The 13,504-nt window shown below is 61.8% G+C and carries 17 protein-coding genes; 16 read left to right on the top strand and 1 reads right to left on the bottom strand.

The window, feature by feature from the left end:
- Positions 1-17: 17 nt before the first annotated feature.
- The 7 genes from FKM97_RS07500 to FKM97_RS07470 all read left to right on the top strand — a co-directional run bounded on the left by FKM97_RS07500 (position 18) and on the right by FKM97_RS07470 (position 6,694).
- Positions 18-620 carry a riboflavin synthase gene (locus FKM97_RS07500; protein ID WP_144291792.1) on the top strand — a complete coding sequence of 201 codons (603 nt, stop codon included), beginning with the start codon at positions 18-20 and terminating at the stop codon, positions 618-620.
- A gap of 33 nt (positions 621-653) precedes the next feature.
- Positions 654-1,091: a 6,7-dimethyl-8-ribityllumazine synthase gene (gene ribH, locus FKM97_RS07495; protein ID WP_144291791.1), complete on the top strand. Its 438-nt coding sequence runs from the start codon at positions 654-656 to the stop codon at positions 1,089-1,091.
- A 4-nt stretch (positions 1,092-1,095) separates the two neighbouring features.
- Complete coding sequence (gene nusB, locus FKM97_RS07490) at positions 1,096-1,578, top strand: transcription antitermination factor NusB (protein ID WP_144292157.1); 483 nt, start codon at positions 1,096-1,098, stop codon at positions 1,576-1,578.
- A 46-nt stretch (positions 1,579-1,624) separates the two neighbouring features.
- A complete protein-coding gene (gene thiL, locus FKM97_RS07485; RefSeq protein WP_144291790.1) occupies positions 1,625-2,599 on the top strand; it encodes a thiamine-phosphate kinase in 975 nt (324 codons plus the stop codon).
- A gap of 60 nt (positions 2,600-2,659) precedes the next feature.
- Complete coding sequence (locus FKM97_RS07480) at positions 2,660-3,874, top strand: MFS transporter (RefSeq protein WP_144291789.1); 1,215 nt, start codon at positions 2,660-2,662, stop codon at positions 3,872-3,874.
- Positions 3,875-4,113: 239 nt separating this feature from the next.
- Positions 4,114-6,240 carry a sodium-translocating pyrophosphatase gene (locus FKM97_RS07475; protein WP_144291788.1) on the top strand — a complete coding sequence of 709 codons (2,127 nt, stop codon included), beginning with the start codon at positions 4,114-4,116 and terminating at the stop codon, positions 6,238-6,240.
- Positions 6,241-6,409: 169 nt separating this feature from the next.
- Positions 6,410-6,694 carry a hypothetical protein gene (locus FKM97_RS07470; RefSeq protein WP_144291787.1) on the top strand — a complete coding sequence of 95 codons (285 nt, stop codon included), beginning with the start codon at positions 6,410-6,412 and terminating at the stop codon, positions 6,692-6,694.
- On the opposite strand, the gene FKM97_RS07465 is transcribed toward FKM97_RS07470, so the two are convergent.
- Positions 6,691-7,206 (bottom strand): outer membrane protein assembly factor BamE, encoded by a 516-nt coding sequence (locus FKM97_RS07465; protein WP_144291786.1) that lies wholly within the window; start codon positions 7,204-7,206, stop codon positions 6,691-6,693. The two genes, FKM97_RS07470 and FKM97_RS07465, sit on opposite strands and share 4 nt — an antisense overlap.
- A gap of 194 nt (positions 7,207-7,400) precedes the next feature.
- Between FKM97_RS07465 and FKM97_RS07460 the strand changes: the two genes are divergently transcribed.
- The 9 genes from FKM97_RS07460 to FKM97_RS07420 all read left to right on the top strand — a co-directional run bounded on the left by FKM97_RS07460 (position 7,401) and on the right by FKM97_RS07420 (position 13,461).
- A complete protein-coding gene (locus FKM97_RS07460) occupies positions 7,401-7,925 on the top strand; it encodes a ubiquinol-cytochrome C chaperone family protein (RefSeq protein WP_170240809.1) in 525 nt (174 codons plus the stop codon).
- Entirely contained in the window at positions 7,915-8,463 is a 549-nt protein-coding gene (locus tag FKM97_RS07455; RefSeq protein ID WP_170240808.1) for a DUF177 domain-containing protein, read from the top strand. The genes FKM97_RS07460 and FKM97_RS07455 overlap by 11 nt, the downstream gene beginning before the upstream one ends.
- Positions 8,464-8,617: 154 nt before the next feature.
- Positions 8,618-9,682: a phosphate acyltransferase PlsX gene (plsX, locus tag FKM97_RS07450; RefSeq protein ID WP_144291783.1), complete on the top strand. Its 1,065-nt coding sequence runs from the start codon at positions 8,618-8,620 to the stop codon at positions 9,680-9,682.
- 3 nt (positions 9,683-9,685) lie between these two features.
- A complete protein-coding gene (locus FKM97_RS07445; protein WP_144291782.1) occupies positions 9,686-10,657 on the top strand; it encodes a beta-ketoacyl-ACP synthase III in 972 nt (323 codons plus the stop codon).
- A gap of 242 nt (positions 10,658-10,899) precedes the next feature.
- On the top strand, positions 10,900-11,205 hold the full coding sequence (locus FKM97_RS07440; RefSeq protein ID WP_144291781.1) for an integration host factor subunit alpha: 306 nt from the start codon (positions 10,900-10,902) through the stop codon (positions 11,203-11,205).
- A 50-nt stretch (positions 11,206-11,255) separates the two neighbouring features.
- Complete coding sequence (locus FKM97_RS07435) at positions 11,256-11,789, top strand: MerR family transcriptional regulator (RefSeq protein WP_144291780.1); 534 nt, start codon at positions 11,256-11,258, stop codon at positions 11,787-11,789.
- Positions 11,790-11,961: 172 nt separating this feature from the next.
- The gene (locus FKM97_RS07430; RefSeq protein WP_144291779.1) at positions 11,962-12,918 is read left to right on the top strand and encodes a C40 family peptidase; all 957 of its coding nucleotides are present in this window, start codon (positions 11,962-11,964) and stop codon (positions 12,916-12,918) included.
- Positions 12,915-13,253: a hypothetical protein gene (locus FKM97_RS07425; protein ID WP_144291778.1), complete on the top strand. Its 339-nt coding sequence runs from the start codon at positions 12,915-12,917 to the stop codon at positions 13,251-13,253. The genes FKM97_RS07430 and FKM97_RS07425 overlap by 4 nt, the downstream gene beginning before the upstream one ends.
- Complete coding sequence (locus tag FKM97_RS07420) at positions 13,216-13,461, top strand: hypothetical protein (protein WP_144291777.1); 246 nt, start codon at positions 13,216-13,218, stop codon at positions 13,459-13,461. The genes FKM97_RS07425 and FKM97_RS07420 overlap by 38 nt, the downstream gene beginning before the upstream one ends.
- Positions 13,462-13,504 lie beyond the last annotated feature (43 nt).

The raw sequence follows: 13,504 nt of genomic DNA, 5'->3' as shown, positions 1-13,504 counted from the left end.
TCGTTTGAAGGCATCCCATGTTCACAGGCATCGTAAGCGATATCGGCGAATTGGTCGCTCAAGAGGATGCGGGCGACCGGCGCCTGACCATCGCCTGTCATTATGACCCCGCCACCATCGCGCTAGGAGCCTCGATCGCCTGCTCGGGCGTTTGCCTCACGGTGATCGAAACCGGTCCCTATCAGATGGACCGCAGCTATTTCGTCGTGCAGGCGTCCAAGGAGACGCTGGATGTGACGACGCTGGGCCAATGGCGCATCGGCACGCGGATCAACCTGGAACGCGCGCTGCGGATAGGTGACGAGCTGGGAGGTCATCTCGTCACGGGCCATGCGGACGGCATGGCTGCGGTGGTCGGACGTGAACCCGAGGGCGGGTCCATGCGCTTCCGGTTCCGCGCACCCGACGCTCTAGCGCGCTTCATCGCTCCAAAGGGATCCGTTTGCCTGGATGGAACTTCGCTGACGGTGAACGAGGTCGACGGGTCCCTGTTCGGCGTCAATATCATCCCCCATACGCAAGAGGTCACCACCTGGGGACAGATCACCGCCGGCGATAAAGTGAATATTGAGATCGATACCATGGCGCGCTATGTGGCCCGCCTTAACGAGACGGCCTAGATCCCAGGCCGCGCAACCCGACGGATGTTTCCCATGGCCTTTCCGCGCATTCTGATCATCGAGGCGCGCTTTTACGATGAGTTGCTAGACGAGATGGTGCGCGGCGCTGTCGCCGCCATCGAGGCAGAGGGGGGCGAATATGAGCTCGTCACCGTCCCGGGAGCGCTCGAAATTCCAGCCATCATCGCTTATGTAGAGAACGGACGGCGGCAGGCCTTTGACGGCTATGTCGCGCTGGGCTGCGTAATCCGCGGGGAAACCCATCATTTTGACATCGTCGCCAATGAATCGGCGCGGGCGCTGATGGATCTCTCGGTCAATCGGGGGCTGGCCATCGCCAATGGCATCCTGACCGTGGAAGACGACGAGCAAGCCTGGGCCCGGGCGCGCGTGGGCGAGTTGAACAAGGGAGGCGCGGCCGCGATGGCTGCGATCCACATGGCGCGGCTGAGGGCCGAGCTGCAAGGTTAGAATGATGAGCGAACCGGCACAAACGACCCGCGACAAGACCTTGATGCCGCGTACGGCAGCACGGTTGGGGGCGGTACAGGCTCTCTATCAGATGGACGTGGCCCATTCCGAACTCGCCGATGTGCTGGCCGAGTTCGGCTCCACGCGACTGGGGGAGGATTTCGAAGGCGGGCAATGCGGCGAGGCGGATTTTCCATTTCTCCGCGACTTGGTGACCGGAGTGCTTCGTGAACAGTTGACAATTGATCCCATGATCAATGCGGTGCTCGCGGAGGGATGGGCGCTCAATCGGCTCGACGCCACCTTGCGCGCCATATTGCGCGCCGCCGCCTACGAGCTGACATCGCGGCGCGACGTGCCGGTGCGGGTCGTGATCAACGAATATGTCCAGGTCACGCACGCCTTCTTCGGCACCGACGAACCCCGTCTCGTCAACGGGGTGCTGGATCGGCTTGGCCGCAGCGCTCGGGAGAAAGAATTCGGATGAGCCGGGGCAACGGACCGGTGGAGACGACGCGGGTCGCGAGGCGCCCATGACCCTGTCGCGGGAGCAGGCGCTCATCCAGAGAGTGTTTGCTCCGCTGGCTGAGGGCGATGACGGAGCGGCGGGTCTCAAGGATGACGCCGCATCCTATGCCCCGAAACCAGGCATGGACGTGGTCATCACCGTCGACAGCCTAGTGGCAGACGTGCATTTCCTGTCGACAGACGATCCCTTACTGGTCGCCAAGAAGGCGCTCAGGGTCAATCTTTCGGATCTCGCGGCGAAAGGGGCGAAAGCTCGCGGCTATGTACTGGCGATCGCTCTCAGCGAAGACCAGGATGAAGCGTGGATTCAGCGCTTTGCTGACGGACTGGCCGAGGATCAGTCGCGATTCGGATGCACGCTGATGGGCGGCGACACGGTGGCGACACCGGGGCCGCTAACGTTGACCGTCACCGCCTTCGGTGACGTGCCCCAGGGCCGCATTCTGCGCCGCGGCGGGGGAAGGGCAGGCGACATCGTCTATGTCTCCGGCACCATCGGCGACAGCGCCCTCGGACTTGCCGCTCTCCAGGGCCGGATCGAGACGGATGACGATGATCTGCGGCGACGCTACTGGTTGCCGGAGCCAAGGGTCGATCTTGTGCCTGCACTGTTAGCACACGCTCACGCGGCGATGGACGTTTCAGATGGGCTGGTGGGAGATCTCGGTCTGCTGTGCTGGGCATCCGGTCTCACTGCACGGATCGATGCCCAGCGGATCCCCCTCGGCCAAACGGCCACCCGGCTCATTAGCAAGACTCCGGGCCTGTTGGAGACCTGTCTCACGGGGGGCGACGACTACGAGATCCTGTGCAGCGTTCCGCCGGAGGATGCTGATCATTTCGAGGCCGCGGCTGACAACGCCGGTGTCAAGGTCACGGCCATCGGCGACTTGGTCCCCGGGACAACACCACCGCAACTCATCGGCGCCCAGGGCGAAGTGCTGCATTTTGCGCAGGGCTCCTACAGCCACTTCAAATAGAGGCGGCGAGACGTCGCTTCTTGCTTCCCTGCGGATATCGCTAGGATTAGTGTCCGGCCGATGAATTCCGTACAGCCAACCACCGATGCCGCCGCGCGGCGAAACGCGTTCCTCCTGGCGGTGGCGCAGGCGCTCTATTCGTCCAGCACTGTCATCCTTATCACCAATGCGGGCCTTGTCGGCAGCATGCTTGCAAGCGATCAGGGCCTTGCCACACTGCCGGCTTCGACATTCGTCATCGGAACGGCGCTGAGCACCGTCCCGGCGTCGCTGCTCATGGGCAAAATAGGACGACGGCCGGGGTTCCTGCTCGGGGCGCTGATCGGCCTGGGTGGTGCTCTGCTCGCGGCCTATGCGATCCTGGTGCAGAGCTTCGAGATGTTCTGCATCGCGACTCTGCTCTGTGGAAGCTACCAAGCCTTCGGTCAGTACTATCGCTTCGCGGTCGTCGATACGGCGCGCGAATCATTCAAGGCCAAGGCCATCTCGTGGGTGATGATCGGCGGGGTCGCCTCCGCCTTTATCGGGCCGTTCCTGGTGATGGCAACGCGGGACCTGTTTGCGCCCGTGCTGTTTGCCGGCTGCTTCGTGGCCAGTGCCGGGCTCACCATCCTCGCCATGGGAATTCTAAGCCTCATCAACATTCCGCACGTGAAGACGAGCCACAGCATGGGAAGCGGCCGTCCCCTGAGCACCTTGCTCAGGCAGCCGCGGCTGATCGCGGCAATCGTCGCCGGTATGATGAGTTACGGCATGATGAACTTCGTCATGACTTCTACCCCTATCGCCATGGTCGGATGCGGCCTTAGCTTCAACGCTGCCGCCTTTGTCATCCAATGGCATGTACTGGCGATGTATGTGCCAAGTTTCTTCACCGGCCATCTGATCAACCGCTTCGGCGCACCGCGTGTGATGACCGCCGGCATGCTGCTGCTCACGGCTGCGGCCACCACCGGCGTGAGCGGAATCGGCATGGGACATTTCACCGTGGGACTGATTCTCCTGGGGGTCGGCTGGAATTTCGGTTTTGTCGGCGCCACCACCATGGTGACCGACTGCTATCGCTCGGAGGAAAAGAACAAGGTGCAGGCGGTCAACGACTTCGCCGTGTTCACTACCGTCGCCATTGCCTCGCTCTCGTCTGGAAAACTGCTCAGCAGCTTAGGATGGACGGCCGTCAATCTGGCCATTTTTCCCATGGTTCTGGTGGTGCTGGCGATGCTGTTCTGGTTGAAGAAATCACATGGGCGCGGGGTCGGCCGGGAAGTGCAATGAGGCGCCGGCCGCCGCTTTTCGAGGCACTCAGTGCCTCCTCCAGCCCTCCATTCGGTCCCGGTTCCCGAAGATTTTCGAAAAAGAGTTCATCGCAATTCCATAAGTGTTGCGTCGCCATAGGAAATTCGGCGATCATCCGCGCACTCAGTGCCAGGTAAACACGGGCAGCTCGCCCGCGGGCTTTCGTTCCGGAGCTTATCAGGCGGAGGGGAAATCTAGGGAACCTCAGGAAAATAATTATGAGTCTCGAAATCTGGCTGATCATCGCCTGCGGGGCGCTGTCGATCGTCTATGGGGTCTGGGCCATCCAATCGGTGATGGCTGCGGATGCGGGCAATGCCCGCATGCGCGAGATCGCGGGCGCGATCCAAGAAGGCGCCATGGCCTATCTGGCCCGGCAGTACACGACCATTGCCATCGTCGGCGTGGTGATTTTCATCATTGTCGCCTGGTTGCTCGGCCTGCTGGTGGCGGTCGGCTTTCTCGTCGGCGCGGTGCTCTCCGGCGCTGCGGGGTATATCGGAATGTTGGTGTCGGTCCGGGCGAATGTCCGCACCGCGCAAGCCGCCAGCGTCAGCCTTGCCTCTGGCCTCAGCATCGCCTTTCGGGCCGGCGCTGTCACGGGGCTGCTGGTTGCCGGGCTCGCGCTGCTGGCGGTTGCCGTCTACTTCATGGTGCTCACGCAGTTTGCCGGCTATGCGCCAGGCGACCGATTGGTCATCGATGCCCTGGTCGCCCTCGGATTTGGCGCCTCGCTGATCTCGATCTTCGCGCGGCTCGGTGGCGGCATCTTCACCAAGGGTGCGGATGTGGGTGGCGATCTCGTGGGCAAGGTCGAAGCCGGCATTCCGGAGGATGATCCACGCAATCCGGCCACGATCGCCGACAATGTCGGCGACAATGTCGGCGACTGCGCGGGCATGGCAGCGGATCTGTTCGAGACTTACGCGGTGACCATCGTCGCCACCATGGTGCTGGCATCGATCTATTTCGCCGGGACGGCAATGTCGACCGCGGCCATGGTCTATCCCCTGGCCATCGCGGGTGTCTGCGTGATCACCTCGATCATCGGAACATTCTTCGTGAAACTCGGATCCAGCCAGTCGATCATGGGAGCCCTCTACAAAGGCATCATCGTCACCGGCGTCCTGTCGCTGATCGCGCTCTGGCCGATCACCGCCTATATGGTGGGCATGTCCACCGAGATGACTGCCGGCGGGGTGACTTTCACCGGTCTTGACCTCTTCTGGTGCGGCGCCGCGGGCCTCGTCGTCACCGCGCTCATCATCGTGATCACGGAATATTACACCGGCACCAATTATCGGCCGGTGAAGTCGATCGCCAAGGCCTCGGTCTCGGGGCATGGCACTAATGTGATCCAGGGTCTGGCGATCTCGCTGGAGGCCACGGCGCTGCCGGCGCTGGTCATCATCGGCGCCATCATCGTCACCTACAGCTTGGCTGGACTGTTCGGGATCGCAATCGCGGTCACGACAATGCTATCACTGGCAGGGCTCGTAGTGGCCTTGGATGCCTTCGGACCGGTGACCGACAATGCCGGCGGCATCGCCGAAATGGCGGATTTGCCGGCCGATGTGCGCAAGACAACGGATGCTCTTGATGCGGTGGGAAATACAACGAAAGCCGTGACCAAGGGCTACGCCATCAGCTCGGCCGGTCTCGGTGCGCTGGTGCTGTTTGCCGCCTATACCCAGGATCTGCAGTTTTTCACGGCCAATGCCGAGCAGTATCCGTATTTCCGAGACGTCGGCGAAATTACATTCTCGCTCTCCAACCCTTATGTGGTGGTGGGGCTGCTGCTCGGGGGCCTGTTGCCCTATCTGTTCGGCGGCATCGCCATGACGGCAGTGGGCCGCGCGGCAGGCGCAATCGTGGAGGAGGTGCGCAGGCAGTTCCGCGAAAAGCCAGGCATCATGCAGGGCAAGGACCGGCCGGACTACAAGGCCGCGGTCGACCTTTTGACCAAGGCGGCGATCAAGGAGATGATCGTGCCGTCGCTGCTGCCGGTGCTGTCGCCGATCGTGGTCTATTTCGTGATCAACGCGATCGCAGGCAAGAACGCGGCGTTCTCAACTGTAGGCGCGATGCTGCTGGGCGTCATCGTGACCGGCCTGTTCGTGGCCATCTCCATGACAGCTGGGGGCGGCGCCTGGGACAATGCCAAGAAGTACATCGAGGACGGGCATTACGGCGGCAAGGGCTCGGAAGCCCATAAGGCGGCGGTGACGGGCGATACAGTCGGAGATCCGTACAAAGATACGGCGGGTCCGGCGGTCAATCCGATGATCAAGATCACCAACATCGTTGCCTTGCTGCTGCTGGCCGTTCTGGCGCACAGCGCATAAGCCACAGGCTGCTCGGCGTCATTCAGACCCCCGCGGGATTTCCCCGCGGGGGTTTTTGTTTCAGTGCGGTGATGCTGATGCGTTCGCGACTCTATGAACGTTAAGGTTGTAACAACGGATTTATTTCATGCTGCTGGCTATTGAACCCTGTTGCGAAAGGTGTGCGCTCATGGCCATGACTTCCAATCTCCGCAAGATCGAACTCGATGCCCTCAGCCATATGCTAGAGCACGGCGGCGGCTTCGACAGCGGCTCGACGCAGAAATGGCAATATGCCATGGCGATGTTGCGTGCCGCCAGCGAGGCTGGCGCCTCGCGGGAGGATGCATGGCGGACGCTGAAAGATATCGTCCGCCAAATCCCCCAGCTCAACTATAATGGTGAGGATTACAGCTTCTTGGAATTCGCTTCGTCGGCCCTCTTCCACCAGAGGTCGAACCAATATCATTCCTAGAACGGACTACCGCTGATCGATCCGCCGGGGCCACGACTGTCTCCGGTATCGCCTGGATCGAACTTGCCGATATTGCCGAAGAGCTGTTGCAGCAGCGTCAGCTCTTTGCCGCGGGTTGGGGTCTGGCGGGTATTGAAGTCAATGATCCGGCCATCCTCCAGCCCGTAAAGAGCGAAACTCTCAACCTGATCGGTGCGGGTGAAGCGGATCGCGAAGATTTGCCGATCAACAACGGTGGGGCGAAAAAATGCCTCCTGCTCAACCGTATCGGAAATATAGTAGTAGCTATCACCCTGGAAATTCACCGTGGCGGAGGTGGACGGGCTGCCGAGCAGAGCCTGCACCTCAGTCTTGCTCATGCCCACCTGTACCTTTTTCAGGTCATCGCCATGAGGAAGATAGCCGCGATGATCAACAACAGGGCTGCATGCCGCGGTGAGGCCGACTAGCCCCAAGGCAAGCAATCCGTTACGAAGCACCGCACGGCGAGACTGACTTGAAGGATTGACCACGCAAGCGATCCCTTTACTTGTTGGGTGAATGACCCGATCTTAGTTGCTGCTGCAACGTGAGTTACCCTGGACAACAGGCGTTTGGCAAGCGACAGGTCCTGGACGAGCACCGCCGGCAAGGAATGATGATTCTCAACAGACTGTTCGGACGACACCACCGCAGCAGGACCCCTCGTGCCCTTTATGAGACTATTGTGGCGCAGGCGCGGCAGCCTGAGTTCTATACGCATTTCCATGTGCCGGATACGGTTGAAGGCCGTTTCGAACTCGTGGTTCTGCATGTGGTTCTGGCCCTCCGTCGACTGCGGCAGGATGAGGGACCCAGTAGCGCCCTGGGCGAGGACCTCTGCGCCGTTATGTTCAGCGATTTCGACCATAATCTGCGCGAGCTGGGAGTCGCCGATCTGTCTGTAGGAAAGAAGGTCAGAAAGCTCGCAGAAGCCTTTTACGGACGTGGCAAGGCCCTCGATGCAGCCCTTGCGGATGAGCATCCGAGGGTGGCCGCCACCGAAGTGCTGGCGCGTAACATCCACTTCACCGACAAGGCCGGTGCCTCTGAGTTGGCAGATTATGTGATCAGGGCGGACCACTTCCTGAGGTCGGTCGGCATCGCGGGAATTCTTGAGGGAAGAATCGTATTCCCAGCCGTGAGGTCATGTCATGATTCGGAAAAGGCAAAGTCCTCACGAGCCATGGAAGGGGTCGCTCATGGACAGTGAATTTTCCCGGCCGATCATGGTCGAGCGAATCGGTGCGGGTGGGGACGAAAGCGTGATGGCCACACAGGCGGAGTGTCGGCTTGTCGCGCAGCGGCTTGGGATTCTCGACGTGTACGCATTGCGGGCCGAGGCGACTGTGCTGCCTTGGAAAAAAGGCGGCCTCCATGTCAGCGGGGCATTTCACGCTGAGGTCGAGCAAAGCTGTGTCGTCACTTTGGAGCCCCTGGTGCTCACTTACGAGGAAAAGTTCGAGCGCTACTTCCTGCCAGCCAAGGCCATAGCAGCGGTCGAGGAGGGTGAGCTCTTCATCGATGCGGATGAGGAGGAGCCGCCGCAAGCCATAGAGGGAAATGTCGTGGATCTGGGCGAGGTGGTGGTTGAAGAACTTGCCCTAGCGCTCGATCCCTATCCCCGAAAAGCAGATGCCGCCGTCGATGCCCGATACGTGCTAGGACAGGCGACCGAGGTGCCGCCGGGACCCTTTGCAACTCTGGCCGCGTTGAAAAAGCGTGCAGATGCGGATAACAGCGATACATGATCGATGGGCCGGATCGCGAGGGCAGGACGAGTTCGATTTCTAGTTTCCAGTTGTCTCCCTCGGGCGAATGCGTAATGTTCCGCGGCTCAGCGGCGACGACCGCGCCAAAACCCTCTAAAGCTGTAGACATGCCGTCCATGACATTTTCGCATCCATGCCGCGTCCTCTGACCATCGCGCTCGATGCCATGGGGGGCGACCGGGGACCCGAGGTGGTGGTGCCGGGAGCCGACCTCGCCCTCGAGCGCTGGCCTGAAATCCGCCTGCTGTTGTTCGGTGATCAGGCAAAGCTGGACCCCATCATCGCCAGATATCCGCGGGTCAGGGACAGATCCGAAGTCGTGCATACGGACGTGGCCGTGGCGATGGAGGACAAGCCCAGTCAGGCCCTGCGCCGAGGCCGGCATAATTCCAGCATGTGGATGACCATCGACGCCGTTCGCACCGGCCGCGCTGACGTCGCCGTGTCGGCGGGCAATACCGGAGCCTTGATGGCCATGGCAAAGGTGATCCTCAAGACAATGCCGGGCATCTCGCGCCCCGCCATCGCCGGGCTATGGCCCACCTTGCGCGGCGATTCCGTCGTGCTCGACCTCGGAGCGACCATCGGGGCCGATGCCGAACAATTGTTCGACTATGCCATCATGGGTGAGGCCATGGCGCGCTGCATGCTCGGCATGGAGCGACCAACCGTCGGCTTGCTCAATGTCGGCATCGAAGAGATGAAGGGCGTCGAGGAGGTTCGCAAAGCCGGGAAAATGTTGCGTGAGGCAGAACTTCCGATCGAGTATTACGGCTTCGTCGAAGGCGACGACATCGGCAAGGGCACCGTAGACGTGTTCGTCATCGAGGGATTTACCGGCAACATCGCATTGAAGGCGGCAGAGGGTACGGTCAGATTGCTGACCGGCTACCTGCGCGAGGCCATGAACCGGACCTGGATGACGAGACTCGGCTATTTCTTCGCTCGTGGCGCTTTCGATGCCCTCCGGGCGCGACTTGACCCGAGAACCAAGAATGGCGGCGTTTTCCTGGGCCTCAACGGCATCGTGGTGAAAAGCCATGGAGGCACCGACGGCTTCGGCTTTGCTGCGGCCATCGATGTTGCGGTCGAAACGACGCGCAGCAAACTGATCGATAAAATCGCTGCAGATCTCGCGGCCAAACAAAGCGCAACGCAGGCAAGTCTGACGACGGCGTTGAACGCGGAAGGTGTTTAATCCATGCGTCGTGCCGTGATCCAGGGCATCGGATCGTCCTTGCCGAAAAACGCCGTCTCCAATCACGATCTCACCCGTATCGTCGAGACCAGCGACGAGTGGATCGTGGAACGGACAGGCATCAAGCAGCGATATCTGGCTGCCGAGGGAGAGACAACCGGCAGCTTGGCCGTCGCCGCCGCCCGCGCCGCCTTGCAAGATGCCGGGATGGAGGCTCAGTCAATCGACCTCATCGTGCTCGGAACTTCAACGCCGGACAATACTTTTCCGGCCACCGCAACCTTCGTGCAGGCTGAGCTCGGCATGGTTCGAGGTGCAGCCTTCGATGTGCAGGCGGTCTGCTCCGGTTTCGTCTATGCGCTCTCGATCGCCGATTCGATGGTGCGGACGGGAAGCGCCAACCGGGCCCTGGTGATCGGTTCGGAGACGTTCTCCCGGATCCTCGACTGGAGCGATCGGACAACGTGCGTGCTGTTCGGCGATGGCGCAGGGGCGGTCGTGCTCGAGGCAGTGGAGGAGGCAGAGGGGATCGAAGGGCGCGGCGTAATTGCCACCAAGCTTCACTCCGACGGGCGTTACAAGGACAAACTCTATGTCGATGGTGGCCCTTCCACCACCAAGACGGTCGGCGTCCTGCGCATGGAGGGGAAGGAGGTCTTCAAGCATGCGGTCGTGAACATCTCCGCAGTGATGACCGAGACCCTCGACAGCATGGGGCTGACGGCGGCGGATATCGACTGGATCGTTCCGCATCAGGCGAACAAGCGCATTCTCGACAGCACGGCCAAACGCTTCGGCATCCCTGAGGATAAAGTGGTGATTACGGTCGATCGGCACGGCAATACGTCGGCGGCATCAATCCCGCTGGCCCTGGACGTCGCCGTCAAAGACGGCCGGATCAAGCGAGGGGATCTGGTCCTTGTGGAGGCCATGGGCGGAGGCTTTACCTGGGGGGCCGCTCTGATCCGATGGTAAAGTCGATCCTGCATTGGGCTGCTGCATCGCATCCGCGGCATTCGTCCGTTGCCAGACAGTCGTGAGCAGGTTAAGGAAGCCAAGGTGGTGTTGCGGGGACAGCACGCCGACGCAGGATCGAGCAAAAGGCGAAGGCTGCAGCGTAAGATTCTGAAATCCCTGGCATGCGGCACCCTTGGGCGGGCTTGACCCCAATGCTTTGCCGGGACTAGTTTGAGCTGAACAGGCGAGGGGAACATAACATGGCCGGGAAAACGCTCACCCGCGCCGATCTGAGCGAGGCGGTCCACCGTCAGGTCGGATTGTCGCGAACGGAATCCGCGGCACTCGTAAAATCCATTCTGGACCATATCTCAGACGTGCTCGTGAAGGGCAGCCCGGTGATGCTGTCGTCTTTCGGCACCTTCATGGTCCGGGAGAAAGCGCCCAGAGTGGGCAGGAATCCGAAGACGAGAGAAGAAGTGCCGATTGCGCCGCGGCGAGTGCTGGTGTTCCGGCCCAGTCATGTGCTCAAGGATTCCATCAACGGCATCGAGACGACGGAATAGAGTTGCGCATGAATTGTCGGACGCCATGCGACCACTCCAGGGAGTGATCGATGGATAAGTCGCCAGACGCCTTTCGAACCATTAGCGAGGTCGCAGAAGACCTCGATGTTCCCCAGCATGTCCTCAGATTCTGGGAGAGCAAATTCACGCAAGTCCGGCCAATGAAAAGAGGGGGCGGCCGGCGCTATTATCGCCCCAATGATGTGGAGCTGCTCAGGGGCATCCGCCATTTGCTCTATGGCGAAGGCTATACGATCCGCGGCGTGCAGAAGCTCATCAAGGAACGCGGAGTGGCGGCGATCGCGGACATGGCCCAGACGGTGGCGCCCGCGCAGCCGGAGGTGGAGCCCCTGCCAGCCCGCGAGCTGGCGGTGGAGCCGCGCGAGCCAATGCTCGAAGCCGCGGGGCCCGCATTCGATCCCGGAATACGATCCCCTGTAGCGGTTTCGGGCAGAGATTATGCCCCTGCGGCCGCGGGAGTCGCACAAAGCTGGGCGGATGCCCCAGACACAGAGCTCGAGACCAGTCTCCGGGCTGCCCTGACTGAACTGATGGAAGCCAAGCGGCTGCTGGGTTCGGACTGATCCCCCCAGAATGGGAACATGCGGGAGAAGTAATCCTCCCAGCCTCCGTGGCGACTATGATGGCGGCCATCAGGAGGTTTGATCATGGGCTCACAGAAAAGGCCCGCCGGTACTGGTCCGGCGGCGGCGCATTCGCTTTGGCTGGCGCGGACACCTCTTCCCCGGTGCTCTCATGGATGAGATCCAGAGCGGAGAGCCAAAATGGCTGGCCATCGCACGTAGCCATCTGGGAACGCGGGAAATCGCCGGGGCGAGCGACAATTCTCGCATCGGCAACTATTTTCAAAAGGCGGTCGGAAAACTCCTGAGCGAGGACACCCCGTGGTGCGCGGCCTTCGTCGGCAGCTGCCTGGTGGAGGCCGGCTATCCGAGCTCCGGCTCGCTCACGGCCCGGTCATATCTCTCCTATGGGGAGCCATTGGCGAGTCCCCGCTACGGAGCCATCGTCATTCTGAAGCGCGGGCGCGAGGCTTGGCAGGGGCATGTGGGCTTCCTGCTCGAGCAACGCGGCGACCGACTGACGGTCCTGGGTGGCAATCAGGGAAATGCCGTGTCCGTTGCGCAATACTCCACCCGCGAGTTGATCGCCTGCCGCTGGCCCGGTCAGGCGGCTGTGCCAGCGGCAGGCCAAGACATCCGGGCAGTTCAGGCGAGGCTGAAGACCCTGGGCTATCACGAAGTAGGGGCCGTCGACGGAGTCATGGGGTCGCGCAGCCGAGGGGCTCTGTTGGCGTTCAAGGCCGACCGCGGACTGCCTCTCACAGAGGACATTGACACCGAGACGCTGGCGGCGCTCGCGGCCGAGGCGGCGCCACGGGCCGTCGCCGCCGAACGGCTGGCAGGACATCCCGAGGGCTCCCGGATCATCCGCGCCGCCCGGGGCAATATTGCCACCTCCGTGCTGGTCGGCACGGGTAGTGCGGTCGCTGCGGCCGAACCCTATCTGGTTCAAATCGAACAGACGGCCGGTCTCATCGGGCGGGGCCTCGCTGTGCTGCGGAACGCCGCCGAGGTGCTGCTCGGCTGCTGGCCGCTGGTCACCTGTGCGGGGGCTGCTGCAATCATCGTGCTGTCGGCTCGGGCTATCGCTGCCCGTGTCGACGATCATCGGGCAGGGCGGACGCCATGATGGCGCTGATCCTCTCGCCGTTGGGGCGAAGCCTTGGTCTGGCCGCCGCCATACTCGCCAGCATCGGCTGGATCTACGGAAGCGGGTATTCAGCGGCCCGATCACGCTGTGACACGGCCGCGCTGAGACAGCGATTGGAAATTCTGGCGAAAGGTGCCGAGCAGGTGCGGCGCGCGGAGAAGACGGCCGAAAAAATCCGCATCCAGCTCGAAGCCAGGCTCAGCAAAAGAGAGAAGGAGATCCAGACTTATGCACGGGATTTGGAAAGCCGCCCGCGGAGCCGCCTTTGCGAGCTCAATGCTGACGATGTGCGCCGGCTGCGCGCGCTCCAATGACGCCAGCACCCTTGCCGCCCTACCTCCGCCGCCCGCCTTTCTGGCGGCCATTCCCCTCCCGGCGGTGAGAAACGGCATGGATGCGAGACTGGCGCTTGGACAGAATCGTGCCGCTGCGGCAGAGGCCAATGCGCGACTGAAGGCGAGCCGGCAATGGTATGACGGGGTTCGGTCAGAGCACGGGAGCGGAGTCGGCAAGGGCGGTTGATGACCGCAGCTGACACGAAACTCTCCCGCACCGTGGGACGGGT

Origin of the sequence: Rhodoligotrophos appendicifer (genome assembly GCF_007474605.1) — a bacterium.
Classification (GTDB): Bacteria; Pseudomonadota; Alphaproteobacteria; order Rhizobiales; family Im1; genus Rhodoligotrophos; species Rhodoligotrophos appendicifer.
This window is presented reverse-complemented; position numbering and strand designations above follow the sequence as displayed.